Source organism: Robiginitalea sp., assembly GCF_982776155.1.
In genome coordinates this window covers 445696-470998 of record NZ_CEXZKX010000002.1, presented here as the reverse complement: position 1 = coordinate 470998, position 25303 = coordinate 445696, and the positions used below count along the sequence as shown (strand labels likewise).

The following is a 25303-nucleotide window of genomic DNA, read 5'->3' as shown; positions in this document are numbered from 1 at the left end:
TAAAAGTCGCTTTTGAAGCTTATTTTTTAACCACCTTGTAAAAAGTTAGTCTCTACTCATCATATTTGTTGCAATTCCATCAAGGCTTATGTTGTAGATAATATCATGCCCAACATCCTTGCGTATTTCGAAGGTTACATTACTCAATTGAAGATCTTCTGAAGTGAGGAACTCCAAAGGCTTAAACCCGTGTGCGATCCCTCCGTCAATTCGAATAATGAATGAAACATCCTCAGATTTGAACTCGAAAGATCTATAGTGAGGCATGTCGTTAGAATCTCTAAGTTCAACCTCAAACTCGTATGATTCTGAAAGTTTGTTTAGGTCATACTCATAATCTTCAAACTCTTTGTAATTATGAATGATGTATCTAGGAAAGGAAGGACTTCTAAAGTTTCTTCTGTCTAGCTTTACTTCCAGTTCAGATATGGATATAGGCCAAATTTTTTGTATTTGGTCAATGAATTGCAGCATCAAGCGCATTGAAAATTCCGATTGATTGTATTTATCTATGTAAGAAACCTTAAATGAGCGCCCTTGGATTTTTTGAAGGAAATCATGCTCATTATTTAGATTATTTGACATGATTTTAGCCAGATCATTACTCTGACTGTTTTTTGGAATGGTACTAATTCTAGATTCAAATAGATTCGCAGATTCAAAACTTGGCAGTTTCAATTCCTCATAGTCAATCCAATCGATATCTTCAATCTTAAATACGGATTCTCTAGCTCCATGTGCCCAATCAGGACCAAGGTTTACATATTCATCCTTAGTGATATACCCGAGCTTGGTTCCATTCTCAAGCGTTAAAGCTAAATGAATAGGATAATTTAATAGCTTTCTTGAAACACCCTGTTTTAATCTATAATTATATGAGAGAAGGTGCATGGAAAGGAGTTCCTGATTATTTTTAAAATCGATTTTACCTTCAACAACAAGATTGATTTGAATACCCTCTTTTTTTAGGTTTTCCAGCCAGTCCAAGTTTTCAATATCCCATGTGGCTATTGCACAATTTATATGAACATTTAATTGTTTAATACCATAATGGTAATTCATACGCTTAATTTCATCGTATAAGGATCCAAATATGGTATTGATCCTGGCATCTTCGGTTTCGAGTTCTGCAGGTATCTGGCTATCTAAGGCAGCTCTCAGCCAATCAATAGCCAAAAATCTATCCAAGTCCTCAATATGCCACTGACTACTTCTGTCAATTAAGCATCTTGTACATGCATTTTGACAATTACAGCCATCCAATTTTTCAAGCGACTGCTCCAGGATTTCCTTCGTATAGATGCTAAATTGGGAGGCATAACCAGCTCCACCTTTTGCAGTATCGTAAATAAAAATAGTACGATAACCTCTGTATTGCTTAATTCCAAAGCCTAATTCAGATTCCTCTATAGCCAAATAACTAGCCAGTGATTTCGTAAAAATGACTCCTAATGAATACGCAAGCCGTTTGTTATCCACAAAAGAACCATCTGAATTCCTTAATCGGATTTCAGTAAAGTCGGTTTTGAATTTGCTTCCGAGAATAATGTGCTCACGAATATTCTGTGCAGTACATGTGCTTTCACCATTTCTATCGCTACCGCCTCTTAACCGTCTATGTCCGTTTAGTCGTTCAGTTGACGTTTCTACTCTTCCGCAATCCAAGCAAAGACTATATCCCTCACCATCTCCTGTGTTGTAAAACAAAATTTGAGTTTCCTGCTCATTGGAGCTCGATCGGAAATCTAGATACCCGTTTTGTTCAGAATCCCATGGCTCTATGTTTAAGAGCAAAGGTTCCAAGTATTGTGGTCTGGTCCTTTCTGAAATTACTCTGGTGGGTGTGGCAAATAGATCAATTGAGAAGCCAGCTGGCTCCACGAGCTCTGTATAACTTCCTCTATGATTCTCCAAATCCACGCCAACAAAGGAATTTTGATGGCCGCATCTAGGACAGTTCTCAGTAACTCTACCAAAATCTACTGTTCGTTGATAGCCGCAGTTCCTACAGGCTTGAATGATGGTTCGTTGAGTTGATTCCCCATAAGTATTCTTTAGGATTATTCCAGATGAAGTATAGTTAAGGCCATCTATAAGAATATTGTTTCCAGGAGCAAACTCGGTTAAAGCTCTTGTTAGCGGATAACTTGGGTTTGATCTAAACCTATTTTGATTTGCCCTTCGTAGATCAGAAAGAGTAACCTTTTCGAATTCAACGATTCCGGTAGGAAGCCCTGCATTGGGTAAAAATCCTTCTTCAGCAAGATAACTGAGTATGAATTTTTGCAGGAACTGTCCTTTTCGATAACTGACGGCCTTATAGGCGGGACTATTTTCTCCAAATTCATTTTCCAGTTCCTCTAATTTTCGATCAAAGGACTCTCTCTGATTTCGTATCCTAACGGTTATTTTTTGAAAGTTTTCTCTAACCATTTGGACCAGTGCTTGAGAACTGTGATTTGAGTATGGAGTTTCTTTAACAAGGTGTTTTAGGGCGTTTTCAAAATTCTCCACATTGATATTTTCTATCCAATTCAAGAATGATTCCCCAATAGTAGGGGTTCCCTCAATAAAGAACCGCTCAATGTTCTCTTTAATATTTAACCCCCTATTCTGATTTAAATCTTGCCTTATATAGATGCCAAATAAAAGCGAATTAACATGGCGTTCAACAATGTTTTTGCTGTCAAATGCCAATATGGGAGGTGCTATTTTGTGTTCTAGGGCCCATTTTGGATTCCCCATGGCCTGCATTCCAATAGGATTTGGAGCACAAAACGTCAAGGCCAAAGATTTATTTTCGGCCCTTCTGCCGGCACGTCCGGCTCTTTGTAAATAGTTAGCTGGCATCGGAGGAACATTGCTCATGACTACCGCTGAGATACCTCCGATATCAACCCCCATCTCCATGGTTGTAGAACAACTTAAAATATTTATTTCACCTTTCTCAAATTGTTCCTCTAATTGATTCAGTCGATTTTTATCTTGTTGTGCCGAATGCTCCCCAGATAGATAGAGCTTTTCGTAATCAAAAATGCGCTCATGTAGGTTATTCCATAATCCTAAATCCCTTGCTCCTTGACTGTTTATTTCTAACCAGGATTCAACCAAGTCTTTTGAGATTAGCGTGTTTTCTTCATTTAAATGAAACGGATAATCATACAATGGGAATTGATAGGTTTTGCTTTCATCGATGCGATACGTAGTTATATTCTCTTCACTTAGATTTCCTTTAACCCAAGGAGAATAACCTCTAAATACCTTGTCAAGCAATCTATGGGTGACAGGGCACAAATACTCTTTTCCCGCTAGTTCTATTTGCGTACTCTCAAGTAAATCGAGCTTGTAACCGGCACCATCTGCAGTGAGCACTTTCTCTTGTAATGTCCGCCATAGTCTTTCCAAAAGTTCTTGGAGCATATCTTCTTGCCCATTGGTAATATCATCCTTGTTATGCCACCCTAAACCAGCACAAATTAATAGTACTAACCGAGACTGGGTTGAAGAGTTCGGATTATATTGAACCCATCGTCGTGCATTTTCTATTTCATTATTGGAAGGAAAAATTGAGAATGAGCGATAAAATTTGGAGGTAAAAGGCCGTAAGGTATCATCAAAGAAGAAATGAAAGCGATATCGTAAAATATAATCCGCTCCAATTTTTAATAACGTTTTCCACTCATCTAAAGAGATGTCTAAAGACTCAACTATTTGTGGTCTTTGAACACTATCAAGTGACGGGTATACAATATTCACCAATCCCAAATTTTCAAGTGATCTTTCTCTAGGAAGTCTTCGAGCAAATTGGTCAAATAATAAGGCGTTGGCATATGCTTCACCTTGTATTACCAAATTGTCTCCTTTGGCAGCCTTTTTAAATAGTGTTTTAAAATCATCCTTTACTTTGATGAAATCAATGAGTTCTTTCCATGAGGTCCGACTGTCGGATAGGGAAACACCTCCTTCAGCAGAGAGTTTTTCCAAAACTCCATTCAACTTGGATTCAATTTCTTTTTTTAGAAAAGGAGGTGCCTCTTGAAGCTGTTTTTCATAAAAGACTCTTTCTTCCTGGAGTTCCTTTTGACTTCTTTTTGAGGTTTTATCTTTTACTTTTTTAAGCAAGTAATGATACGTGTAGTATCTAACCCAATCACTCTCACTATCAATATTAATTAAAGCCGCAATTTTGGCAGTACCCTGTCTGCTATCGGTAAAGGAGATGTATTTTCTGCCGTCATAGAGTGTCCTGGTGCTAGCTTTTTCCGTGCTTGTTTGGTCCAGGACGATATCTGATAAAATTCTATTTGTAAAGGCAGAAGATATTCTGAAATGAATTGGGAAGTGGTTTGGATTAGCACAATGTGGACACTGTGAATTATCTGTTATTAGAAAATCGTGTCCATTGACTATATTCCCACTTTCATTTATCGTACATGGAATTAATTCTCTGTTTCTGGGATTTTGATTTTCAAGATTTCTAATAAATCGTACTACGTTTCTGTCCGATACCTCCGGTTCGATTTCTTCATTTTCTTCCTCTTCAATATGAAAAGCTTCAAATCCAACGCTGGTCTTTTGGATTACCTTATCTACGCCATTAATTGCACGTATACGTTCCCCTTCTAGCATCAGGCTGCCACAACTCCTACAGGAAACTAATTCTAAGAGAGGGTAACCACATTCGCATTTTTTGCCAGCAACGGTATACATGGTTCCAATGGCTATTTCAGGTTTGTGGTCTCCATGGTGTTTACATTTTGTATTGGTACACACATATACCCCCCCTATTCCTCGAGTAAAAAAATGCCCTCGGACCGGAAGTAAATTTTCGCCATCAACTCTTTGATCTGCCAGTAAATCAATAATTTCTAATTGATCATCTCGATCGGGGATGTTCAAAATCTTCCCGATTTCAGATTGAGTTAAACCGACAGAGTTCAGGAGTTTATTTCTTAAACGATTGATTTTTTTTGGAGACAGGATTTCCGATATATGAGGATTGTTCCTTTCTGAGAGCCCCGCATTAATTCTTTTTCCTTCAATTATTGCAATTTGATCCTGATCAATGCCGCATAAATCGGCCATGAATTTCTTCAGTTTATCGGAGTTTCCATCACCCACTGTTGCAGAAGTAAGAGCGAATCTTACATTATTAATGTCAACATCAAATGCTGTGATTACCCTTCGTATTAATAAGGCAATTTCTGCAGCTTTGGAACCGGTAAGCGTATGTGCTTCATCTAGAAGGATCCATCTTAAGGCACCTCTGGATTTTTCAAGAATGGGTGCATCCGCATTCCTTACCAGCAGATACTCTAACATGGTGGGGTTGGTAAAGAGAATCTGCGGCGGGGTACCCCTAATTTGTTCGCGAGAAATAAGCTCAGGTAGGGCTTTGTCCTTGTTTTCCTTGCTACTTGCTTTATTTGGAGTATCTCCCGTTAAAAGAGCATAATGAATGCCGTCCAAGGCCGAACACCAGGCATGCATACGTTTTCTTTGACTAGCAATCAAGGCATTCAAGGGATATAAGAATATCGCATTAACTGCATTTTGGTTTCTGCAGTTTTCATGCAAATCCTGAAGTACCGGTAGCATAAAGCATTCCGTTTTACCGGATCCCGTTCCCGTTGTTACTGCTATAGATTTATTTTGATTCAATAAGGAGTTCCAACTATTAACCTGGTGTTTGTAGGGATGTCTCGATTTAGGGAATCGTAGTTGCTCATCGGATATCGAATCCAACGCCTCTATAAATTCGGGAGTAAAGATGGATTGGGCTTCACCAAAAGTTGAATTTACCTGCTCCCAGGGGAAGGTATTCTGAAATACCACGTCTGATAAGATAGGTTCCTTGGACAATAAGAACCTATAATAATCTTGCATTGCCTTATCCCCGGTGGCCCAGAGGGATAAAATGGCATCGGTTAGTCTATTCTCTGTTTTGGTATAAAATTCCTTAAAGTTCATAGTTTTATCGATTCTGGAGGACGTGAAGAATAGTCTTGATATGAAATTCAGGATTCAAAAAATGACTGTACTGAATGTTTCTGCGAATAGCCTCTCTTAAGTCATCTCCTCCCCAAATTGGATAATCTTCTTGGACTCCTAGTATTGATTCAGCCACTGAAACGGCAGATTGTAACAACAACTTTACTTGTTTGTGTTGATCGATAGGTATTCCATAATTCTGTGTAATTCTAGGGCTTCTTCTGGGAAGTTCCTTGAGCACACGCTCGCCAAGTTTTGCCCTTAGAGCTGAAATATCGGTATTATAGATCCCTATAGCATGTATGGATCCTCCATTTAAAAACTGAAACAATTCGACCATTTTATTCTCTTGCATGTAAGAAGAAAGTAAAAGGACGATTTCCTCAAAGTATTGATTTTTAAAATGATCATTGATTTCATTTAATGCAGCATGCCAATCGCTCCTTTCAATCCAATGAAATTGAAAACCTAAATCCTTTTCGAATTCAGGAATCACTTTTTGAACGTAGTAATCAGTATCTAGTTGGTGCACTCCTAAATAGAAAAAAGCCCTTGCAGCTACTTTGGAGCTTCTTGAAATCGCTCTGAGTTGATCTAATGTGGAAAACGGTAAATCATTATTAGTGCATATATTGAAGTAGGCCAGTATTTCTTTCCAAATGTTATCATCCAACCCTGAGTTTGACAGCTCGTTATGATAATTTTCAATTCGTACTTCCCGGCTCTCGCTTACATAGTTTTCGTCCGTATTAACGAATCGCGGCATCAACTGTTTACCATCCTGAATTGCTGAAATCACAATGAACTGATTGGTCAAATCTGTCGACGGGATCGTGTAAATGTACTCTTCTCTAACCAAGGGAATTACTTCAATAGAATCTGGTGGCACATTGAGGGGGATTGCAAACAGCTCTAATTCATCTTGTGAATCGTATAAGCAGACGCGATTCTGAAATTGTTCTTTTACATCCAGCGTATGACTAAAACCAGAAAGGTGGTAGGCTTTTGAGTTTCTTCCTTCGACTATTTCCAAGAGTACTCGGTTCTTATAATCCATGGCATCCGATAAATAGTATAACCTGGAAATTTCTTCTTTTAGAGAGATTAGTGGATATGTGGACTCAAATATTTCTTTTGTGATTATCACATCAGGTTTTAACCTGTTTTTAATTCTAAGGATAGTGTCTGAATTGGGAGTGCTTAACACCCTTAGCCCATATAAATTTCCAAGAGACAGGTTCTCATTTTCCGAAATAATTTCTCCTTCATTATCCGTTAAGGTCATACCTTCGAAAGGAGACATGATTTCAAAATTCAACTTCTTCTGGAAACTATAACCGACAGAACCCATGATCCCCTTTGGAATTTTTGAATGTTCAGTTTTTACTTGTAAGTAATACTTTGATCCTAATTGTTCGATTTCTAAAATGGGGGATTCCTCAAGTCTAATTTCAAATGAATCAGGGTTGTTTATCTGAATTTCTGCCCGGTTGATTGTTTTTTTCGTTCTGGAAAACTGGAGATTTCCAATGTTAAAAAATTGATCCTGCCCGGTAAGCCCGTCCTTTTCAATTTTAATATCAATACAGCCTGCAGGAATACTTCTCAATTCTGAAAGTTCTCTCCAATCTCCGTGCAATCCTCTTTTTTTCAGCCAAACCTTGAACTTCGAATCAGGTAGTTTTTTGTTGTTCACATCATAAACAGTGATTCTAGGTTTTTTCTGTACCACGGGCATATTGGCCTTCATTATCCATGAAGGCTTTTGGGTTTCTATGGTCCAATCAAAAGAGGATACGTCGCTAAAATAATGCATCTGCTGCCCATTGAATTCTATTTCAGCTTTACCTTCAAAAACCAACCATGATAACTCTTTGCTATGCAGTGTTATTTGTTTATCAGGAGTATCACTTTTCCATTTTTGGGGATATAGTAAAGCACCTTCTTTATTGGGAGCCCCATTTCCTTTAACAAGACGCCACTCATATTCAGCATGTCTTGTCCACAAAGTGGGTTCACTTAAATCGGGAACAGTTTGAATGAAATCTGGAATTTGAATTTTCTTTCCATGCTCAAATACATACGTGTTTGGAAAAATACTCTCGCCATCCCATTGTAATGTTTGCTGTTGGTACCAATCCGTTTTATAGTTTCCATTTAGCAGCCTTCTGAAAATGCATATTAGTATATCATCCAGATAAAATTGATATTCCTGTTCAGTTACTTCAAATCCAAGAATATTACTCAGGGAATCAGGTCTATAAATGTCGCCAAGCCCAATTATTAAATGAATAGAAGATCTATCCTCTTTTATGGTTAACAGCCAATAGTTTTTTGGTTTTGACAGGCGCGCTTTCCTTTTAAGCGCGCTCTTTCTAATTAAGAGCTCTTTTGATATCTGTGAAAGAGCTTCACTGGATTGAAGTAACTCATCATAAGTGCCTTCATCATTTAGGAGAGATTTTACAATTTCAAAGCAGCTTTCATAAATAATTTCATTCTGACTGGATTTTGGTAGAAGGTCTGTGATGTACGAATTAAAAATGAAATCCTCAATCGTTTCGGGCTGTTCTTCCAAAACAGCCAAGAGGAAATTCTGGTACTTACTTTGATTTTCTGAGATGTGCTTTAAGGGAAGTCCTCCCTGTAGAAGTAAGGTTCTAAAGTAGAGGGTGTTCTGCTTGGATAGCCATTTTATTCCTAGCATTACTGCACCTGTCCTAGCCAGCTGGTAAAATTCATTGGCGTTGTAGTTATATTTAATGTTTCCGTTTACCGAATTGAATATCTCTTTCTTGCTGGGAATCCCACCATTATAATTCGTTCTCCACCATTCGGCATAGTATAAGGTAACGTCCCTCGGATCTAATGTTTGTGGTGAGGAATACCTCAGTTCCTTTAAAAGTGAGTTCTGCTCCTCATCAGTTATAGAATACCTCCAAAGAGGACGGCCATCATGTTTTGCTAAACCTCGATTGTGTAATATAGAAAGAAACCCACCTGTTTTCATAAAGCTTACGCTAGTTGAAATTGTAGAAATTTTGTGGCATAAAGATCTAAGGAACTATGCAGTGGTGCCACATAGCTCCTAAAAAGCATTCGCATTGTCCATTTTCAAAGTGTCTAATGATCAATCATTGATATTACTACCCATCCCAGCAAGTTCTTTGGATGTTAATCTGGCTTTAAAAGGAAACACCTTCATTTCAATTCTGAGTTCGTTTTTAGACACTTCAATAATTCGCACCCCTTTCATTTTTACATTAACCCGGTCGAGTAGTACGCAGATTATGTCCAAGAGATTTTTATTTGGCAGCGAATCGAGCAGAAAAAGCTTTTTGTCGACTAAGAAAACATGGTGTTTATAGCTTAAGGTCTTGTCGTTCCCTATTGCAGAATAGTCGATTTTCCGTTTATCCAATTGACTGCGTAGGGCTGCTAGGTACGCTGAACGCGCAATCCCCCAGCCGCCGTTACCTATTTGCCGATTAAATTTAGAAATGAGCTCCCGGTCGCTTATGGATTCCAACGAGGCAGAAAATTCGAGGAAGAGTTCTTGAACCTTTGTCATAACCCAATTTTTATCGGGGTATCACAGGTTGGTTTCAGCCACACATAACAACCTTCCCTTGTAACTTCGGATTCGAGCCAGTCACAATTTTCTGTGCCAGGCAGTATTCGGCCGGAATAGAGGTAGTCATAGGGGACATCCTGAATCAGGACAAAATCCTGCAGTTCCTTCATCCCGAGGGGAAGAAGCAATTGTTCAATCTGTTTTTTCAATTCGGGCGGCGGCCAACACATTTCGTGTTGAAGGAATAATTCCTTGTTTTGCACTCCCCAAAACGGCTGATGGATTACGTTGTAGATCCGAAATGCATTGTGATGTTCTAGGATACTTTGAATTCGAAGCACAAGTGTTGTAAACCTCACCTTGAGTTTTTTGCTCGTTTCAATCGTTATCATGTCTCTTTGTTGATAAATACTCCACAGAAACGACTGGCAAGGGGGTGTTTTTTTGACGATCGTCCGCATTCTGAACCACCGTGGCTTTTATGCTCGGTTGGTACGCGCCTTAGCGTTCCTGATGCCTTCATATTATTAGAGGGAATATACAAAATTCGTCTTATGGTTTTGGTTTAATCCAATTACGACTCATCCTGATTCAAAGATTAAACGCGAATTCAAAGAATCATTTAATCTATTTCATAGGTTGTAGTTTCACACCAACCCCATATCCTTCGCCAGGGCCACCAGATGGGTGGTGTTGCGGGCCATAAAGTAGTCCTTCAGGCGGTTGATGCGTTTTTCGATGCTGCTTAGGGAAGCAGGGGTAATCCCCCGGGTTTGGAAGTGCTTTGAAATTTCCTGTTGGGAGAAACCGTCGGCGAGTTCCCTGAGGAGTTCCAGGTCAAAGTCGTCGATTTCCAGGGTGGGGGACGTGTGGATGGACTGCATGATGTCCTGAGACACATACAGCGTGCCGGCAGCCACCTCTTTGATGGCTTCCACCATTTCCCGGGAACTGTTCCGGCCCTTGAGCACGTACCCGTCTACCTTGAGGTCCGTAATGAATTCCTTGAGTTTAAAGGGGCGGTCTTCGATGGAGTAGATAATCGTCTTCAGGTTGGGCTGTTTGGCGCGGACCTCCCGGATGAGGTCTTCCCCGCTTTGGATCTTTCCCTCCTGCCCGTTGGATTTAAAGGACAGGTCCGTGATCAGCAGGTCGTAGGGCTCCTTGTCCAGCAGCGCCTTGGTGATCTTCAGGCTCGCCTTGTCGCAAAACTTGGCGTGGTCAATGTCGAAGTCAAAAGCTTCCCCAAGGGTCTTGGTAAGCCCAATGTTGATGGAATCGATATCCTCTACTACCAGTACTTTTTTAAACATAGCTGCAAGCACTATTAAACGGGAAGGGTCAGTAAAATCACCACCCCCTGTGGAACGCTTGTCTCAAAAGTAATCCTTCCGCCCAGCGCCTCAATACGGTTTCCCGTATTCGCCAGGCCGCCCTGTCGTAAGGGCGCTTCTTCCGGGAAGCCCACCCCGTTATCCTTGTAGCGGATGGTCAGGCTTTTCTTCTCCTGCCGGAATTCCAGCAGCACCAGCGTGGCCCCGCTGTGCTTTTTCATGTTCACCAGGATTTCCTGCAGGGCGCGGTAGATATTCACCTGTTTGTCTGGCGAAATGGCCTCCCAGGGAATCGATTCAAACCCCTGGGTGATGATGCGCACCGTCTCGGACGAGTAGATCTCGATAAGCGAGCTGAGCACGGTTTTGAATTTCGGACCCGTTGGAATCTCGGCGCTGTCCCGGGAAATCTCCCGGGATTTTTGGTAGAGCTGGTCCAGGCGGTTTACAAAATCCTGGAGCTCCTCCCGGTTTTTCCGGGGGAAGGCCACGGCCGCATTCAACAGGTTAAAGATGTCGTTGGCCAGTTCGTCGTGGACCTTTTTGGAGATGCGGCTTTCGGTGGCGTACACCGCCTGGATCTCCCGTTTGCGGTGGCGCAGCCGCAGGTAGCGATAGATAAAAAGCCCGGAGATCAACAGGAGCCCCACAAAACTCAGGAGCAACAGGTTCCGGTTTTGCGACCGCTCCAACTGCAGGGAATTTTCACTGGCCTCCCGCCGGGCAATCAGGTAGTTTCGCAGGTTTTTCTCCGATTCATAGCGGACCTTCGCAAATTGGTCCTTTGTCTGCCGCCGCACCTGCTGCAGGCTGTCCGAGAGGCGGGTATAGGCGCGGGCATAGCCGGCCGGGTTCGGAACCACGTCAATGAGCAGCGCCAGGCTGGTAAGCCGGTCGTTCGGGTTTTCCAGTTCCCGGGCGATATGGTAGGCCGCCTGCGCCATCTCCCGGGCCCGGGCCGGGCTCCGCTCCCGGTAGAATTCCCCCAGGTGCAGGTAGCTGCTAAGGACCCCCTGGGTGTACGCGAGTTTTTGCCGGATATTCAGGGCCGTTTGCAGGTTTTCCTCGGCCCCGGGCAGATTAAGCCTTCCCTGGATATGCCCCAGCTGGTCGATGATCCGGGCGCGGAGCCGGGCGTTTTCGGGATCGTTTAACAGGCTGTCCCCGGCGAGCTCACGGCTCAGGGCCCGGGCTGCCTGAAGGGAATCCATATGGGTAAGCACCACGGCCACATTGTGGCGGATGTTCAGGGCTGCCTCCCCGTCTGGTTGCAGTTCCAGGCTTTTCTCATACCAGGCAAGCGCCTCCGGGTAGTTGCGCAATTCCTTGGTGGCTATGGCCAGGGCATTGTAGAGCCCGGCCACATAGTTCCGGATTTCCGGACTGCCCATTATCTGGGGGCTGTTCTCGATATATTCCAACCCCTCCACCGCAATGGTCTCAGCTTCCGAATAATTCCCCAGGGCATTCAACAAATTTGCCAGGTTCAGGCTTTTGCGCCCCACCTGGATGCTGTCACCCAGTGCTTTGTATTGTTCTACGGCCTGATAATTATGCTCCAGCGAGCGGGAAGGCTCCTCTGCCAGCCGGTAGTAAAAACCCAGGCGGTAGTGGGCGTCGGCAATCCGGGTGGTATCGCCCAGGGCTTGGGTAAGGGTGAGGTTCTCATTTAAGTAGCGCAAGGCGGAATCCAGCTGGTTTTCCCGACGGAACAGGGCTGCGCGATGCTGGAATAAAACGGACCGGGCCGTATCCGGCAACCCCGCCGAACCCCGGAGCAATTTGCCGTTGGCCGCGAGTTTTTCCGCTGTGCCCAACTCGTCCGAATCGTAGCGCTCCAGATAGCGGCTCCACAAGGAATCAGACCCGATGCCATCATCTTCGGACGCATCCGTCCCGGGCTGGCAACCCACCAGCCAGAGACCCAGCAGGATCATAAAAAAGGGGAACAAAACGAAGGTTCGTTTCATTCCCCTAAGATAAAAGGAATTGAGTGGACGCTACGGATTAGTTGTCGCCATCATCCGGATCGTCATTCACCTCGCCGTCATCGTCACCTCCGTTGGCCTGCTCATAGAGCGTGTCATCCCCTGCATAGGAGTTGTCGGAACAGGCAAAGAAAAAGCTGCTGGATAACAGCATGGCCAGGATAAAAACTACTTTTTTCATCTTGATTGAATTTTGAAATTGGACATAGGCCGGTCACCTCAGCTCGTGGCTGAATTTTTGGCCCTTAAGGGAGGGAAGTGTGGAGGGGCGAGGCAGGTGGGCAGGTACTTCCCTTCTCCCTGCTCAGAGCTGCCAGGCCGAACTCCGAAGACAAATCAAGGGTATAGGGGGTGGAAAGGGTGGAAGGAGAATGGAAGGTTTATGGAAAGTAGTTTCCATAGGATTTCCAGGGATTTTGTAGCTTTATTCCGACTTGGAAATCAACCAACTATGCACGCTGAGCTGCTGAAACAAGCTTTCGACCAGGCGCAAAGAGATACCGGATCCGAAAAGGTTCTACGGCGCGCCCAATTTCTTTCAGATACCATTGAGGAGCGCACCAAACAGCCCTATGGGGAACGCAGTTTGCGGAACTACTTCAACGAGGTGCAACAAGGGAGCGATGATTTTGAATTGCCCGCCCATGTGGTGGACGGCCTGGCGGGTTATCTGGGATATGATACATACCGTGATTTTTTAAACTCCCTTGAAGGGGGTAGCCCACTTACAATTAATAGACCGCGCAGGAATACGCGTGTTTGGTATTACCTGGCAGGTGTAGGTGTCATCGCCTTGGTATTATGGGTGCTTTTTGAAAACCCATTCCAGACCAAAATGATGATTTGGGTGGAAGATCATTACGAGGTGGTACCCATGGACCTGGAGACCTATAAGTTATCGGACCTTAAAAAGATCAACCAGGATCGGCTGGATCATTTTCGAAAAGTGGAGCCGGATTGTTCCTATGAATTCTTTGATGGGAATAAGTTGGAGCTGTTGTGGTATGGCAGGAACCCGGATGGGGAGTTGGAATACTTTACGGACTTGGGCCGGCACCCGGAGACTGGCAAGACCCTGGACCCCATTACCGAATACATGATCAAAAAATACATCTGCCCCACCTATCCGAATAACTAGCCGTTTACGGGTTTCCGGAAGCTAATTTTCTCATTTTCTTGTAATTTAACTGCTAGGTAAATGCAGTGGAACCATGAGAAAGTTTTTTGCAGGCGTCGTAGTGGGAGCCGGCCTCCTTTTAATATCCGGTGGGAGTGACGATTTTGGGGACGTCTATATCTGCAAGGGGCCTCAAAGCAAACGCTACCACCTGAAGGCCTCGTGCCACGGGCTTTCACGCTGCTCCACCCAGACCTACAAGGTGACAATCGAAGAAGCCAGGGAACTGGGAAGGACCCTATGTGGGTATGAGGACTAATTAGCGCTCACGCCAATTCCACGGCGCCACCGGATGCGTATCGGCCCATAAGCCTATCCGTCGTTTTCGAGCCTTATCTTCCATAGATTGCAGCCGAGCGTCTTTGGAATATTTTTTGTAATGCCAGGCGTATCCATTCTTAAGTAGCTCTTCATTCAGGCATTTGCGGCCATAGTACACCATAGCGATATAGCGCCGGTACCGATCCTTACTCTGAATTCGCACCTCCACTTCCTTTCCGAATATAGCATCCGAAACAAACTCCTTGGCCCGAGCAGAATAGGCCTGTTTCCGCTCCGGACAATCGATACTCGCCAGGCGCACCTTGATGGTGGTAGAATCCTTTTTCAGCAAGGTGAAGGTGTCGCCGTCGGTGATGCCGACGACTGTGCCTGTTAGCTGTTCTTGTTGAGCGTTAGCATGGTTTATTCCTGTGAAACCTACCACTGCAAGATGCAAGCAGACCAGAAATAAATTTTTTTTAATTGACAGAGAATTGAGATGAAAGGTCTTCATTCAACAGGAAATTACCAGTACGAAGGTAACGTGCTAATCAGCATATTGAAAGCTTACGGTTACATTGGCTGAGCTTCCTTCTTGGGGAGATAAAGCGACAACAGATGCAGAAACGGGATAATCTCCATCATAGTTGTAGTCGACATTTACAGTATGAACGATATCACCCGCTTCGTTTTTATAAACCAATTGTGATGGATTGTTCAATGGGAAAAGTAATCGTGCCCGGATTAACTCTTCGGGTTGCGATGGCATACTAAAATTTAATTGAATGCGATCCAGCAGATCGATTAAACCCGCAGAGGCCAGTGTATAGTAGTAAGGATTTGGTTGATTGTCATAAGAAATTTCTAGCGTAAATTGTTCTTGAACTACCGTGTTCAAATCGTAGTCATATACGTTTTCTAAAAATGACAGAATTCGCGGATTTCCATTGTTGTCATATTCCTCTACTTGTCCCGTGTTAAAGGCATCATAAGGAGATGCATATAACTCTTCCACTGCAATACTTCCATAGGAATCTGCCAAGCTGCTCAGTTGGTCATTATCGTAAAGAAGCACAGCTGTTTCTTCCCCATCGGTAAAAGAAGTAAGCCTGTCTTTACTGTCATAAGTAAACAAGAAATATTTGTTGTCGTCTGGAGATTCAGCAGATAGTACAGTTATAGATTGAAGCCGCCGGTCCTCAACATTTCCATTTACTGCTTCGAATTCGTCCGAGACGGAATCGCTACAGCCCAATAACAATAAAAACACTGAATACAGGGTAATTGAAGTTCTTCTCATTACTAAAAATTTGTAGGTTTTATACAGTAAGACAAAGGAACAGCTTGTAGCTTAAGCCTCCTTACGGAAACCCTCACTGGAAGATTTCATGAAAGGAGGTGGAATCGCTTTTTTGGCTACTCCATTTTTGCTATCATCTTGAGTTTCATCTCTTTTTGATGCCGTACCAACCGATCGTAATCAGAGTCGGATTCGAAGGATTTACTGATCAGCACAAACAATTCTATCGACAAGAAAAACAGGAAGATGCACCCCCACACTACTCCGGCAATCCAATTCGATAAAATGATTTTGAATAGAATGGTGATTTCGTCTAGTAGGCCGGTCTTCTCACTGAGTTCTTTCTCAGTCTGGGTGCGGATGTTGACGATTTCATCTTCTTTTGCCATGCGCATTCTGCGATGTTCTTGGATTTGCCCATCGAGTATGGGAATTTGGGCGCCTATCGGATTTGAAATTAAATGAGTCTTGTAGTCCTTGAGTTGAACTTTTACGTCTCTTAACTGACCTGTACTATCTTCTTCTTTTACCAATTGTTCTCTAGTTTCTACTAGTACTGAACGTATTTGTGGTTTTTCCGAAAATTCCTGTTGGGTTCTGGCCAATTCATTTTCTTTAACAGCTATGAGGCTATCAAGATCAAAAATTTGTTGTTGGATAATGCGCGTTCTTGCGGGAACTACTTTATCAACCTGGGTTTGGATCTCTTCAATTTTGATTTTCTCAACATCTTCTTTAAAAACAATTTGATCGATAATTACGGATCCAATAACAGCCATCACGATTGCGATAAGGCCTCGAAATAACTTCGGCCAAATGCTTTGGGAGATATTTAAAATGATTTGTCTTTCAATTTGAATCACTACCACGACCATAATAATTGCAACAATGATCGAAACTACATCATCCGCTTTCAAGTAGCGCTTGGCAAACGAAAAACCGATAAATGCCCAAAGAATACTAATGATCAAGATTGCCGAGAGGTATTTTTTGACCGATTTTGCACTCGCCTCACTGGAATTCTTTAGCAGGTAATAATTATAACCCGTTAAAAAACACCCCAATTTTAACCACCAGTCTTTCATTGCTTTATTTTAAAATTTGGGATTGTGTAATGGCTACCAATCCTTTGTGAAAGCCACGTGTATACGAGAGTTCGGCTCGTTTGCTTAGACCAGTGTTGTTCTGAACCCCCGCTTCTATTTCGCGAATTTTTTCCTGGTGTTTCTGAACGGTTTCTTTGCGTGATTTTAGTTCCTCCACCAGGTCTACCAACCCGGATCGGGAACGCGTATCAATATGATAATCCAGATTTGCGATAAAGTTTTCATAGAAGGCATAGGCCCGTTCAATGAGAATTTTAAGATCCATATAGATCAATTCCACATTGTCTTTTTTGTAAGACTCCTCGGCATTTGTCAGCGCATCGTTATACCCGCGGGTTTCGTAATCTTGCTGCAAGTAGGAATAGATAGCATCCAGGTTAACTTCACCGGTTCCATTCATATGGATTTTGACAGATTCGGAAGGCTCAGATTCCTCTACAAACAAGTCTTTGGGGACGGTGATGGATTCCTCCCCATTGGCGCTTGTGGAGTGACCATTTTTTCGAAAAAATGAAAATAATCCCATAGCTATTTTATGTATTTGGTTGGTACTTTATACTGGCGATGGCCGGTCTGATGACACCTCTTACATAAGGTGATTAACAATTCATCCTTGTATTCCCAGGGATTTAGGAAGCTGTTTAGGCTTTGCGAAAAGTGGTATTGCCGATGGTGTACCTGCAAGGTCTCCGTACCCTGACAATTCACACAGCGGTTCTGATCCCGATCCAGAATATGTTGCCTTTTGGATTTCCACCTCGGGTCGAACAAGGTGGCTCCATACGTGCCGTGGGTGTTGGTTTCATCAATGTCTTCGTGCTCGAAATTGCGTTTCATTGCGACTGCAAGAATTTTGCAGTGAAATTAATTCAGGGAGAAGTGGGTTCATTACGGGAAACCGCATTGTACATAATTGATCATTTAAGATATTCAGGGTCAATTGCCTTACCCTGTTGTGGGGCCAAGGCGTATGACAACTTATTTTAAATGTTCTTGACTTTATAAATGAAAATGCCAATGTGAGCTAGAGTTGGGTACACACAACTGCCTTCATTGTAATTTAATGGAACCGTGATATGGATGAATTTCTTCGAGATTATACTTCTGACTTAATAAATGCTCTTGAAAATGTGAAGCAAAATGGCCCTAAGAAATATGTTTCTTATGTATTTGACTGCTCGTTTTTTCGCAAATATGAAATGGAGGATATACGAGATTCAAGAGAACACGATCATTATCAAATGTTACTGAGGCCTATCTCTGGTCCAACACTATACTGGTTTGAGATTTTAGACAATTTTGATACGGAGTTGATCAGATTGACTATTAAGGAATATCGAAATCGTAGGTTAAAATCAGTGCCAGCCATTAAAAAAACATATGATAGTAGTTCAAGTGTACTATATGTAGGAAAGGTGAAAAGGTACTTTTGGAATCGAGTAATACAACATTTGGGATATTACAGTAATCATCGCACCCAAGGACTACAGATTTATCATTGGGCTCGAGAATTCGATTTAAAGTTAAAGTTACATGTGTATGAGTTTGAGCATGAAATGTCAAATCTTATGGGGCCCTTAGAATATAGATTAGCCAGAGAGCTTAAGCCAATCATCGGTAAACACACCTAATGAATATCGAAAAAGTTTTACTAAATCATCAGAAATACAAAGAAGCCTCCAAGGCGGATATTTTGGTTCCACATGAACCTGGAATTTATTGTTTTAGACTAAGGAATATAGAGGCTTTACCGTCCCCATATAAAGAATATCTGAAAATACGAAAGCACAACTTATTTTACATTGGAATTGCCACTAAAAATTTGAATCGCAGGATGTTGAATCAAGAACTAAGAGCAAAGGGACATGGAACTTTTTTCAGAAGCTTAGGTGCCGTACTAGGTTATAGACCTAAGCGAGGCTCATTGATTCATAAATTAAATAAACGCAACTATAAATTCGAGCCGGAAGATGAATTAAGAATTATGGAGTGGGTTAATGATAATTTGCTAGTTCATTGGGTTGTTCATAACTCTGATTTAAATGATTTGGAGACATCCCTTATTAGGAAGTATAAACCCTTATTAAACTTGTCTAAAAACCCACTTGCCTTGGCTGAATTGAAAGCAGTAAGATCAGAATGTGTTAGAATAGCAAACGATAAAGTTGAATAAAGGCATTTTAATATTTTACAGTTTATTTTTTTAAATTCTCTCCACCCTTCAAACTCCATCACACCCCCACAAAAGTAATTCCACCAGTTGGCCGCTCCAATCACCCCGTTATGCTGACGGTTGATTTCCTTCGCATTGAACCACAAAAGCCAGAATAAACACCCAACCAAAGGACACGCTCTGATATTTTTTAAGATTTTACAAGTACTCCGCCCCTTAAATCCCTAATTTTGAGAGGTTCCCCAAATGCTGCCTGGCCTCTGTACTTTTGGAGCCATTAGCAGCAGATTAGGGAGGCCACTTTCTGAGCCATTATTTAATTTTATGGCCAACCAATCGCGCAATTCTATGACTCAAAGCACTTGTAATGTGATCACCGGAACGGGATCGTATATCCCGCCGGGGAAAGTCCGGAACGAAGATTTCCTGGAGCACACCTTTGTGGATCCGGAGGGGAAGAAGCTTGCGAAGGCCAACCGGGAAATCATCGATAAGTTTTTGGAGATCACCACCATTGGGGAAAGGCGGTATGTAGCCGACGACCTGAAGACCTCGGACATCGCTTTTCGGGCGGCGGAGGCGGCGCTGGAGGCGGCCGGTACGGATCGGGAAGCATTGGATTACATCATCGTGGCCCACAACTTTGGGGATGTCACCTCCCGCGGCGGGCATTCGGACATGGTCCCCAGCCTGGCGGCGCGGGTCAAACATAAACTCGGGATCAAAAACCCGGACACGGTGGCCTATGACATGATTTTTGGTTGTCCGGGCTGGCTGGAAAGCCTCATCCAGGCCCATTATTACCTGAGCTCCGGCGATGCGAAGCGCGCCCTGGTGATCGGGGCCGATACGCTCTCGAGGATTTCTGACCCCCACGACCGGGACAGCCTCATCTACTCAGACGGGGCGGGAGCGGTGATCCTGGAGGCCAAACTCTGCGAGAAGCCCCAGGGGGTCCTGGCGCACAAAACCCGTTCGGATACCCTGACCCATTCCGGGATGTTATACATGGGCCCCTCGTATCAGTGTGGCGGCAAGGACAGCGGCAAGGACAGCGACAAGGACAGTAGCAAGGACGGCGGCAAGGATGTAAGCAAGGAAGGCGAGGCCCTGTATCTCAAGATGCACGGCCGGAAGCTCTACCAGTATGCACTGGAAACCGTCCCCGGCGCCATCCGGGCCTGCCTGGAGAAAAGCGGTGTCGCTATCGATGAGGTCAAGAAAATCCTGATCCACCAGGCAAACGGAAAAATGGACGACGCCATTCTCGAGCGGTTGTACGAAAGCTACGGCATGGATACCCCGCCGGAAGGGGTGATGCCCATGACCATCTCCTGGCTCGGGAATTCCTCTGTCGCCACCATTCCCACCTTATTGGACCTCCTGCTAAAGGGACACCTGGAATTTCATGAATTAAATGCTGGAGACGTCGTCATCTTCGCCTCCGTGGGGGCCGGGATGAATGTCAATGCGATGGTGTACCGAATGTGACGCGGAGGGTTTCCGGCTGATTGGAACCGGGCGTATACCACCTTACGGCAATTCCACCACGTCGCCCCGTACGGGAGTCCGCTCCCCAAACTCCATCGGCACCCCTACGAGCGTAGAATCCGCCTGGTAACGGGACGCCTGAAAATGCAGGTGGGGCTCCTGGGAAAATCCGGAATTGCCCACGCGGCCCAACAGGTCGCCGGTTAAAACGCGTTGGCCGGGCGCAACCGCCACGCTATTCTGCTGCAGGTGCACCAGGTGGACGATGGTCCCGTCACAATCCAGGACCACAAAATTCCCCATACCGTCTTCCGGGGACACGTCCATGCTGGCGCCCTGGTTGTCGGGGACACCGCCTTTCACCTCCAGCACCCGGCCCTTGCAGGGGGCGTAGATGGCTTCCCCAAAGATGGCGTGGGCCGAATTTTCTGTGGCCCACAGTGACGTGGTGGCCATGCCCATTTTCCCGAGCTTGTTGATGTCTAGTGCATATTGCTGGGAAGGGGTGCTGGCCCGGTGGTGGTTGTTGATTATCTGGTTCGAACCCCCGGAGGCGATATAATAGCGCCCGTCCCGCAGGGGGAAGGTGAGTTGAACGGGCTCTTCCGGGTAGGAGCGGCCGGCCACCAGTTGATACACCGGGTAGGCGAGCAGCCCCGCCAATAGCAGGACAAACCCCGTCCGGATCCATTGCCAAACTCCCCGGGGCCACAAACCTTCCATGCCGGAAATTCGGGTTTGCTGGGATAGCCCGGTTTGGCCAGACGAGGGAGTCGGCCGGGAATTCCGCGAAGCACCCGCCGGCCAAGCCCGGAAGAATTTCCATAGGCAGAGTAGCAAAATCGCCAGCACCACATACTTAAAATACAGGCTCGCCCCCAGCGGCCACTGCCCCCAGAGGTAGATAAAGGTGAGCAGCAGCAGGTAAAACGCCGTGTTGCCGAGCAGGGCCAGGCGGGATTTCGGGCGGATGCGCAGCAGGGCAACCAACACCAGCAGGGGCAGGCCCACATGGATAAAAATATAGAGGAAGCGTTCCATAGCGCGAGGCTTTATTAGAAAGAGCGCTTCGCGCCGGACATGTTACAGTTCCCTCGGGTTTAGGGGAAGGCTACCTGGGGCGAATCGCTGCCCCCACCCTGGTTGTAATCCACGCTCTGCAACCGAAACTTCCCGTATACAAATGCACCGTCCGGATAATGCCACACCGCTTCCCCATAGGTGGGGAGGTTCAGGCCATTGATCTTTTGGTAGTCTTTCACCGGGGTTGAAAATGGAAAGGTTTTCATCTCGTCAATCGCAATCCGGTCTTCCGAAACAAAGTTGACCAACTGGCCCTGGTCATTGAAATACAGCTCAGCCGAAATGCTGGTGCCCCGGGTGGTAAAAGTGGCCCGGGCGGTAAGGTGGTCGATGGGCTCCCAGGTAATGCGCCGGTCGATGAGGCCCGCCGGCGCAAAGAGGCAGAGGTCGTTGAAAAACGTCACGGTTTCCGTGGGGTAGAGGGCCGGGTCATCGATGTGCACCACCGGAAAGAGCGACAATACTTTTACGCGCATACTGGCATTCCCGTTTTTGTAGCGGTGATAGCCGGCGGCAGGCAGCCCCTTTACCCGGGCCTTCATAAAAAACAGGCGGGTGGGGGATGGAATAAAATTGAATTGTTCGGAGGTAAATGGGAACCAATCCTGGTCCCGGCCCCGCATATCCCCTTCGAATACAATCCGGAAGTCCTGCACCCTGGTTTTCCCAACGACCCCCACATATCGCAGATACTTCTGCACGGGCGCAGGCAGGTGGTCCAGGTCTTCTTCCCGGATAATCCGGGTTTCAACTTGCGCGGCGCTGGAAGACGCACGCACATCCCGCCTGTACGTGTTGGCAAATGCTATGGCAACAAAACTGGATATGGCCACCCCCGCAATAATGACATTTGCAATGGTGCCGAACCTGGCGTCCTGCCAATAGAACAGGATCAGGATTTGCGACAGCACCACGGCGATTATCGCCACCAGGGGCCAGGATTCTCTTTTCATAAGGAATAGCGCCGTCACCACCAGGAACAGGAGTCCCGACACCAGCCAAAGCAACCCCACGGGTTTGGTAATTTCCCGGGTAAACTGTTCGATGGTGGCCAAACGGAACGCCCGGGCAAACCCCATCAGGTGGATGAGCCCGTGGATCATGAGCAATAAGCCGAATACGTATTTCATCTATTGGGAGTACTTCACCTAAAGTACTTTTACCACCCGATACAAACTATGATTTATGTCAGCATGGGGTGCTGGGAGGATGCAGTTAAAGTGATTACTGCCGCAGACGGTGTTTATTTTTTGTAAGAAACCTCCTATTTTTTCGCTTCCGGACAATTCACCTAAGAATCGGACGTTTTAACGAAATACAATACCGGGAACGCCCGGTTGCGAGTTATTGATTGGTAACCTACAAACCCTACTATGGAGATCAAGAGTTCCCCCGATTCCTACAAACGGCCCGCTATCCGGATACGACTTGGCCTGACCCTGTTGGCCGGCTTCCTGGCCGGGTCCCTCCAGGCCCAGCAGCAATGCGCCGTCTTCAAGAGCGAGATCGGCGATGTTCGCAAATTTGAGCAAACAGTAAACCAGCTCACGGATTCCCTGAAGGTATATGCCGAGGTAGCCGCCTTTGCCGCCCGATACACGGAAGGCCGTAGCAATGCCCAAAAGGTGGAATTCCTGGCCGGGGAAGCCCTGGCCGCTGCCCAGGAGGCTGTGAATTATGCCGCCGAGGCCCAGTACCACGCCGAGGTCTGCGGCCTGGACGAAGTCATCACCCACGCCATTGAGGCGGAGGCCCTTTCCATCGACGCCCGGGACTTTGCGGAAACCATGTACACAAACGCCAAAAAGGCGAGTGCTGCCGGCAAGTTGGGCGACATCCACTACTACATGCGCCGTTCCCTCCAGGCTGCCCGGGAAGCCACCCGTATTTCCGAAAAAGCCACCTGGGCGGCCCTGGATGCCCATGGGAGCTGTACACACGAGGACGATATGGCTACCGGGAAAAACTAGGAGCCTGAGCTCGGTCCGCGGGGCATTTTATCCGTCCCAGCACGCTCTTTTTCAAATATTTCTTTGACCTTAACAAAAACTTCACGCAGCCCTATCCAAATAATGTTTAACCTTTACCAATAAAAATTAAACATTTTGGAATGTCTGCTTATTGGCATCAAGATCGTTCTTTTTGTCAGCATCGTAAACGTCTGGTTTTTCCGCTTCAATAAATCCACCTCCTGGAGGGGCGAAGGGGCCAACAGCATGAAAGAAGAATTTGCCAACTACGGCCTTACCGGCGGGCTGGTCTATGTGGTGGGGGCCATTAAGGTACTCGCCGCTACGGGCCTCTTGCTCTCCATCTGGTATCCGGCCCTCACGCTGCCGTCGGCAACCGTCATGGCGGTGATGATGGCCGGGGCTGTGGCCATGCACCTGAAGGTGCAGGATCCCATCAGGCGCTCCTTTCCCGCCCTGCTCTTTTTAGTGCTCTCCGGGTTGCTCATTGCCAGCGCCCTCGATTTGATTGCCGTTGGATAAAATCCTGGCATAAAAAAACCCCGACACCAGGTGCGGGGCTTCCGGGGGAACGGGGCTTAAGTGATCCCCCAGGCATTTAGGTACCGAGTAGCAGGTACCTAAATGCGGGATTGAATAGCAATCTGACGAGCGTCTTGCAGCCGCTTGTCAAAAAATCTACCGGCATTCTTGCGGTAATCGAAATGGACTCCGTCTGAGTGCATGTCTGCCAGTTGCGTAGGGTTAAAGTTCTCCTTTTTCATAGTTGTAAGCTTTTCGTCCGCAGGATTCTTTCCCGGGGTGTGGAAGAATTTCGCCTTTCTAACACTTCAACAATATACAACTAATGTTTAATAAAAATATATAAACATTAAACATTATGAAATATTTAGGATTGTTGACTGGCGATAGCGGGGGCACTAACACCAGGCGGGATTTGCATCTATTTCCCGGAGCCACGCACGGCCACGCACAGCCACAGAACCCGCATCCAGCCCGATACCGACCTGAAATATATCCCCCTGAAAACCAGAAACCTATGCCAATAATTTCTATCTTATGGGGAACAACCTAAACCATATGATTATGAAACGATTTCTATTGCTGTCGCTGCTGTGCGTTGCCATGGCCGGACAGGCGCAAACCGCGTATTTTACCGCGTACAATTTCACCGTTGAATCCAAGGACGTGGGATCGGTCTACAACATGGTAGACACCTATTACAAGGCGAACAAGCCCGATGGGGTTTCCGTTTGGCTGTACGAAAACCATTTTAACGAACCGGGCGACAACCACACGCATACGCTGGTATTTACCGGCTCCCAGGAGGCCCTTGGCGGCATGTACGACGCCGGGCAGAGCACGGATTTCCAGCTTTTCCTCACCCGGGTTAACGCGCAGATCTCCAAGAGCAATAGTTCGCTATCCGGCGCCATCCTCGATGCCTACGGGGACGATGACGGGGCCTACCCCTTCAGGCAGCTCTTTGTGCTGGATGTGGAAGATGCCAATGCGATGACGGCCTCCTTTGCCAAATTCAACGCGGCGAACAACCCGGCCAACCGCCTGGTGACCATGGGATCCATCAATATGGGCCTGTCGTCCAAAGGGGAAACGCATTGGGTGCTCGTTGGCTTCAAGGACATGAAATCGGCCCTGGGGGGTACCCGCGGCCTGGTCCCGGAAGGCCAGCGCGCCGCCTTTGACCGCGCCTGGCAGGCCCACATGTCGGCCATGGGCGAGTTCCGCATTGTCCGCAACAGCCTGATGATCCTGTTGGGTTCCTGGTAACAGGATGCCACGGTTGAATGCCCCCGCTTTCGGGGGCTTTTTTTATTCCTGGAAATTACATAGA

Annotated in this window: 22 protein-coding genes and 1 riboswitch; of the genes, 8 read left to right on the top strand and 14 right to left on the bottom strand. The window is 45.5% G+C overall.

Annotation, left to right across the window (positions count from 1 at the left end):
• Positions 1-45: 45 nt before the first annotated feature.
• The 7 genes from AC3DKS_RS05715 to AC3DKS_RS05685 form a co-directional block, all read right to left on the bottom strand.
• Entirely contained in the window at positions 46-5970 is a 5925-nt protein-coding gene (locus tag AC3DKS_RS05715) for a DEAD/DEAH box helicase (RefSeq protein WP_474731121.1), read from the bottom strand.
• Positions 5971-5974: 4 nt separating this feature from the next.
• Positions 5975-9001 (bottom strand): hypothetical protein, encoded by a 3027-nt coding sequence (locus AC3DKS_RS05710; protein WP_474731119.1) that lies wholly within the window; start codon positions 8999-9001, stop codon positions 5975-5977.
• Between the two features lie 120 nt (positions 9002-9121).
• Positions 9122-9562, bottom strand: a complete 441-nt coding sequence (locus AC3DKS_RS05705) for a hypothetical protein (RefSeq protein ID WP_474731117.1) — start codon at positions 9560-9562, stop codon at positions 9122-9124.
• Entirely contained in the window at positions 9559-10026 is a 468-nt protein-coding gene (locus AC3DKS_RS05700; protein ID WP_488072525.1) for a hypothetical protein, read from the bottom strand. The genes AC3DKS_RS05705 and AC3DKS_RS05700 overlap by 4 nt, the downstream gene beginning before the upstream one ends.
• A riboswitch (SAM-I-IV-variant riboswitch) is annotated at positions 9996-10087 on the bottom strand. Its footprint overlaps the gene before it by 31 nt.
• Positions 10088-10212: 125 nt before the next feature.
• On the bottom strand, positions 10213-10878 hold the full coding sequence (locus AC3DKS_RS05695) for a response regulator (protein WP_474731111.1): 666 nt from the start codon (positions 10876-10878) through the stop codon (positions 10213-10215).
• Between the two features lie 14 nt (positions 10879-10892).
• On the bottom strand, positions 10893-12869 hold the full coding sequence (locus AC3DKS_RS05690; protein ID WP_474731108.1) for a tetratricopeptide repeat-containing sensor histidine kinase: 1977 nt from the start codon (positions 12867-12869) through the stop codon (positions 10893-10895).
• Between the two features lie 37 nt (positions 12870-12906).
• Complete coding sequence (locus tag AC3DKS_RS05685) at positions 12907-13068, bottom strand: hypothetical protein (protein ID WP_474731105.1); 162 nt, start codon at positions 13066-13068, stop codon at positions 12907-12909.
• Between the two features lie 270 nt (positions 13069-13338).
• Here AC3DKS_RS05685 and AC3DKS_RS05680 point away from each other — a divergent pair, with 270 nt between their 5' ends.
• Positions 13339-14025: a hypothetical protein gene (locus tag AC3DKS_RS05680; protein WP_015753224.1), complete on the top strand. Its 687-nt coding sequence runs from the start codon at positions 13339-13341 to the stop codon at positions 14023-14025.
• Positions 14026-14098: 73 nt separating this feature from the next.
• Complete coding sequence (locus AC3DKS_RS05675; protein WP_015753223.1) at positions 14099-14323, top strand: hypothetical protein; 225 nt, start codon at positions 14099-14101, stop codon at positions 14321-14323.
• On the opposite strand, the gene AC3DKS_RS05670 is transcribed toward AC3DKS_RS05675, so the two are convergent.
• The 4 genes from AC3DKS_RS05670 to AC3DKS_RS05655 all read right to left on the bottom strand — a co-directional run bounded on the left by AC3DKS_RS05670 (position 14324) and on the right by AC3DKS_RS05655 (position 17257).
• Positions 14324-14839, bottom strand: a complete 516-nt coding sequence (locus AC3DKS_RS05670) for a thermonuclease family protein (RefSeq protein ID WP_474731102.1) — start codon at positions 14837-14839, stop codon at positions 14324-14326.
• A 33-nt stretch (positions 14840-14872) separates the two neighbouring features.
• On the bottom strand, positions 14873-15625 hold the full coding sequence (locus tag AC3DKS_RS05665) for a hypothetical protein (RefSeq protein WP_474731100.1): 753 nt from the start codon (positions 15623-15625) through the stop codon (positions 14873-14875).
• Between the two features lie 116 nt (positions 15626-15741).
• Positions 15742-16710 (bottom strand): DUF4407 domain-containing protein, encoded by a 969-nt coding sequence (locus tag AC3DKS_RS05660; protein ID WP_474731098.1) that lies wholly within the window; start codon positions 16708-16710, stop codon positions 15742-15744.
• A gap of 4 nt (positions 16711-16714) precedes the next feature.
• Positions 16715-17257, bottom strand: a complete 543-nt coding sequence (locus tag AC3DKS_RS05655) for a hypothetical protein (protein ID WP_474731095.1) — start codon at positions 17255-17257, stop codon at positions 16715-16717.
• 550 nt (positions 17258-17807) lie between these two features.
• On the opposite strand from AC3DKS_RS05655, the gene AC3DKS_RS05650 reads away from it, so the two are divergent.
• The 3 genes from AC3DKS_RS05650 (at position 17808) to AC3DKS_RS05640 (ending at position 20395) form a co-directional block, all read left to right on the top strand.
• Entirely contained in the window at positions 17808-18362 is a 555-nt protein-coding gene (locus AC3DKS_RS05650) for a hypothetical protein (RefSeq protein ID WP_474731092.1), read from the top strand.
• Positions 18362-18904, top strand: a complete 543-nt coding sequence (locus tag AC3DKS_RS05645) for a GIY-YIG nuclease family protein (protein WP_474731090.1) — start codon at positions 18362-18364, stop codon at positions 18902-18904. The genes AC3DKS_RS05650 and AC3DKS_RS05645 overlap by 1 nt, the downstream gene beginning before the upstream one ends.
• 348 nt (positions 18905-19252) lie before the next feature.
• Positions 19253-20395, top strand: a complete 1143-nt coding sequence (locus AC3DKS_RS05640) for a 3-oxoacyl-ACP synthase III family protein (protein WP_474731088.1) — start codon at positions 19253-19255, stop codon at positions 20393-20395.
• A gap of 42 nt (positions 20396-20437) precedes the next feature.
• Here AC3DKS_RS05640 and AC3DKS_RS05635 read toward each other — a convergent pair whose 3' ends face one another.
• Together AC3DKS_RS05635 and AC3DKS_RS05630 are read right to left on the bottom strand one after the other, a co-directional pair.
• Positions 20438-21436 carry a M23 family metallopeptidase gene (locus tag AC3DKS_RS05635; RefSeq protein ID WP_474731085.1) on the bottom strand — a complete coding sequence of 333 codons (999 nt, stop codon included), beginning with the start codon at positions 21434-21436 and terminating at the stop codon, positions 20438-20440.
• Between the two features lie 59 nt (positions 21437-21495).
• Complete coding sequence (locus AC3DKS_RS05630) at positions 21496-22608, bottom strand: DUF6544 family protein (protein WP_474731084.1); 1113 nt, start codon at positions 22606-22608, stop codon at positions 21496-21498.
• Positions 22609-22851: 243 nt separating this feature from the next.
• Here AC3DKS_RS05630 and AC3DKS_RS05625 point away from each other — a divergent pair, with 243 nt between their 5' ends.
• A complete protein-coding gene (locus AC3DKS_RS05625; protein ID WP_474731080.1) occupies positions 22852-23448 on the top strand; it encodes a hypothetical protein in 597 nt (198 codons plus the stop codon).
• Positions 23449-23583: 135 nt separating this feature from the next.
• Entirely contained in the window at positions 23584-23970 is a 387-nt protein-coding gene (locus AC3DKS_RS05620) for a DoxX family protein (protein WP_474731077.1), read from the top strand.
• 98 nt (positions 23971-24068) lie between these two features.
• Here AC3DKS_RS05620 and AC3DKS_RS05615 read toward each other — a convergent pair whose 3' ends face one another.
• A complete protein-coding gene (locus AC3DKS_RS05615; protein WP_420592712.1) occupies positions 24069-24212 on the bottom strand; it encodes a hypothetical protein in 144 nt (47 codons plus the stop codon).
• 322 nt (positions 24213-24534) lie between these two features.
• Here AC3DKS_RS05615 and AC3DKS_RS05610 point away from each other — a divergent pair, with 322 nt between their 5' ends.
• Positions 24535-25239: a hypothetical protein gene (locus AC3DKS_RS05610; protein WP_420592711.1), complete on the top strand. Its 705-nt coding sequence runs from the start codon at positions 24535-24537 to the stop codon at positions 25237-25239.
• Positions 25240-25303: the final 64 nt, after the last annotated feature.

Bases quoted from the DNA above. Each gene is read 5' to 3' on its own strand.
- AC3DKS_RS05700 (WP_488072525.1), bottom strand. From the start codon at position 10,026: ATGCGGACGATCGTCAAAAAAACACCCCCTTGCCAGTCGTTTCTGTGG.
- AC3DKS_RS05630 (WP_474731084.1), bottom strand. From the start codon at position 22,608: ATGAAATACGTATTCGGCTTATTGCTCATGATCCACGGGCTCATCCAC.
- AC3DKS_RS05665 (WP_474731100.1), bottom strand. From the start codon at position 15,625: ATGAGAAGAACTTCAATTACCCTGTATTCAGTGTTTTTATTGTTATTG.
- AC3DKS_RS05715 (WP_474731121.1), bottom strand. From the start codon at position 5,970: ATGAACTTTAAGGAATTTTATACCAAAACAGAGAATAGACTAACCGAT.
- AC3DKS_RS05670 (WP_474731102.1), bottom strand. From the start codon at position 14,839: ATGAAGACCTTTCATCTCAATTCTCTGTCAATTAAAAAAAATTTATTT.
- AC3DKS_RS05710 (WP_474731119.1), bottom strand. From the start codon at position 9,001: ATGAAAACAGGTGGGTTTCTTTCTATATTACACAATCGAGGTTTAGCA.
- AC3DKS_RS05645 (WP_474731090.1), top strand. From the start codon at position 18,362: ATGAATATCGAAAAAGTTTTACTAAATCATCAGAAATACAAAGAAGCC.
- AC3DKS_RS05625 (WP_474731080.1), top strand. From the start codon at position 22,852: ATGGAGATCAAGAGTTCCCCCGATTCCTACAAACGGCCCGCTATCCGG.
- AC3DKS_RS05640 (WP_474731088.1), top strand. From the start codon at position 19,253: ATGACTCAAAGCACTTGTAATGTGATCACCGGAACGGGATCGTATATC.
- AC3DKS_RS05690 (WP_474731108.1), bottom strand. From the start codon at position 12,869: ATGAAACGAACCTTCGTTTTGTTCCCCTTTTTTATGATCCTGCTGGGT.
- AC3DKS_RS05635 (WP_474731085.1), bottom strand. From the start codon at position 21,436: ATGGAACGCTTCCTCTATATTTTTATCCATGTGGGCCTGCCCCTGCTG.
- AC3DKS_RS05695 (WP_474731111.1), bottom strand. From the start codon at position 10,878: ATGTTTAAAAAAGTACTGGTAGTAGAGGATATCGATTCCATCAACATT.
- AC3DKS_RS05650 (WP_474731092.1), top strand. From the start codon at position 17,808: ATGGATGAATTTCTTCGAGATTATACTTCTGACTTAATAAATGCTCTT.
- AC3DKS_RS05660 (WP_474731098.1), bottom strand. From the start codon at position 16,710: ATGAAAGACTGGTGGTTAAAATTGGGGTGTTTTTTAACGGGTTATAAT.
- AC3DKS_RS05675 (WP_015753223.1), top strand. From the start codon at position 14,099: ATGAGAAAGTTTTTTGCAGGCGTCGTAGTGGGAGCCGGCCTCCTTTTA.
- AC3DKS_RS05680 (WP_015753224.1), top strand. From the start codon at position 13,339: ATGCACGCTGAGCTGCTGAAACAAGCTTTCGACCAGGCGCAAAGAGAT.
- AC3DKS_RS05685 (WP_474731105.1), bottom strand. From the start codon at position 13,068: ATGAAAAAAGTAGTTTTTATCCTGGCCATGCTGTTATCCAGCAGCTTT.
- AC3DKS_RS05615 (WP_420592712.1), bottom strand. From the start codon at position 24,212: ATGAAAAAGGAGAACTTTAACCCTACGCAACTGGCAGACATGCACTCA.
- AC3DKS_RS05610 (WP_420592711.1), top strand. From the start codon at position 24,535: ATGAAACGATTTCTATTGCTGTCGCTGCTGTGCGTTGCCATGGCCGGA.
- AC3DKS_RS05705 (WP_474731117.1), bottom strand. From the start codon at position 9,562: ATGACAAAGGTTCAAGAACTCTTCCTCGAATTTTCTGCCTCGTTGGAA.
- AC3DKS_RS05655 (WP_474731095.1), bottom strand. From the start codon at position 17,257: ATGGGATTATTTTCATTTTTTCGAAAAAATGGTCACTCCACAAGCGCC.